This window comes from Massilia frigida, from assembly GCF_011682175.1.
Taxonomy (GTDB): Bacteria; Pseudomonadota; Gammaproteobacteria; order Burkholderiales; family Burkholderiaceae_D; genus Telluria_A; species Telluria_A frigida.
Map to the genome: position 1 here is coordinate 1 of NZ_WHJG01000114.1, position 1,613 is coordinate 1,613.

Consider the following 1,613-nt stretch of genomic DNA (forward strand, 5'->3'; position numbering starts at 1 on the left):
GAATGAGATTAACCATGATTCCGCCACCATAACCGACCAGAATTCGTCCAGCATCACGAAAATGCGATGGAAAGTCGCGCTCCCGTGATGCCGGCCAGTTCAGAAAAATCGTTTTGCAATTGGCTCAAGCATGCGGAGATCGGGGGGCGAGGCCGTGGTGTATGGAGCCCTGACGTTATTGCGGATTAGCTACCATGTCGAATTTTTTCAGCCTGGCGCCTGATATATAGTACAGGTTGCCAGTCTCATCAATATCCACCGAATTGACACCGCTCGAAATAACCAGCTCGGGGCGCTGTTCAGGCGTTTTTATGGAGACGCGGTACAATTTATCGTCGAATGAAATATACACATAGCCGTTTTTAGCCTCCACCATCTTGGCTGCCTTCCACGCGATGTTCCACTCTGAGAACCTATAACCAAATAAGTTGTTTTGCTGAATAACACCCAGTGGGTTGGCCGGATCGTAAATAAACAAGGTGTCTTCCGCTAATCCCCAGATCTTGCCTTGAACATTAATTAATGTTGAAATGACCAGTCTGTCCTTTACCGGATGAATCAACGTGGGTAATGCTCTTGGATTGGAAATATCAAGCGAGAATAGTGTTGCGGTTTCAAAAACGCCATTGGCATCCTTAACGGGTTTGTCATTATAGGCACCCCAGGTCGACGTGCCGCCATAAATGACATTGCCGATATTCGTCAATGCCAGGATGCTCTGGCCGGCTATGAAATTATCCGTGATGGCTGGCACGGCCGGGACTGACGCGTCGTCAAGCGACAGAATCGCCAGAGATCCGCTAGCATTGACGGCAGATTGTGGCACGGTGCCGACAACGAGCTTGTTCACAGGTGCGGGAATGGCCAGCATGGCAAATGGCCGGTCCTGCTTGTGAGTGCCGCTCAAATTGAATAATTCTTTCTTATTTTCAAGTCCAGTTGTTGTCACATCAAATGATGAGATTTTGGCATACTGATACAATCCGGCGTATAACTTGTCGTCTAATACGGCAAGGCCTTCCGCCTGATCAGCTTCATTCTTAAGTGGTACCGGGGTCGTGGCTACGGGGTCGAATGTTGCGAGACCACCGTCAAGAAAACCGGCGGTGAAAACTTTCGGGTTGGCGCCCGGCCCCACAGTCAACGTCCTAAGGCCTGTCGCAACAACGGGACTTTTAAACCGAACAATCGGAGAGGTAGAGTTCGATCTATAGTTGTGCTTCACGATCCACCCATACCCGGCTTCACCCTCACGTACACATGCGATCACCTCATTATTATCGGTAAGCATGAATGCTGCACTTTGGCTCATCGGAGTTATTTTATTTTCCGTTTTGTCTTTTATGCTGTAGGAGTATAAATGCGAAGCGTTATTTATGTGGGTTGGGTCCGGCTTGGTGTAAAAGACCAGGTCGCCCTGAGTGGCCGGGGCAACCGCAGGCGCAAGCCCGCTGATCCCGAATGAATTAATCTGATCGATGATAGGTGAGCCAATTGCAAAACGATTTTTCTGAACTGGCCGGCATCACGGGAGCGCGACTTTCCATCGCATTTTCGTGATGCTGGACGAATTCTGGTCGGTTATGGTGGCGGAATCATGGTTAATCTCATTC

General features: G+C 49.4%; 1 protein-coding gene. It reads right to left on the reverse strand.

The annotated features are described in order from the left end of the window. Positions 1–175 precede the first annotated feature (175 nt). Complete coding sequence (locus tag F2P44_RS34180; protein ID WP_167094518.1) at positions 176–1,312, reverse strand: hypothetical protein; 1,137 nt, start codon at positions 1,310–1,312, stop codon at positions 176–178. Positions 1,313–1,613: the final 301 nt, after the last annotated feature.

Coding starts and splice junctions, on each gene's coding strand:
- F2P44_RS34180 (WP_167094518.1), bottom strand. CDS start 1,312: ATGAGCCAAAGTGCAGCATTCATGCTTACCGATAATAATGAGGTGATC.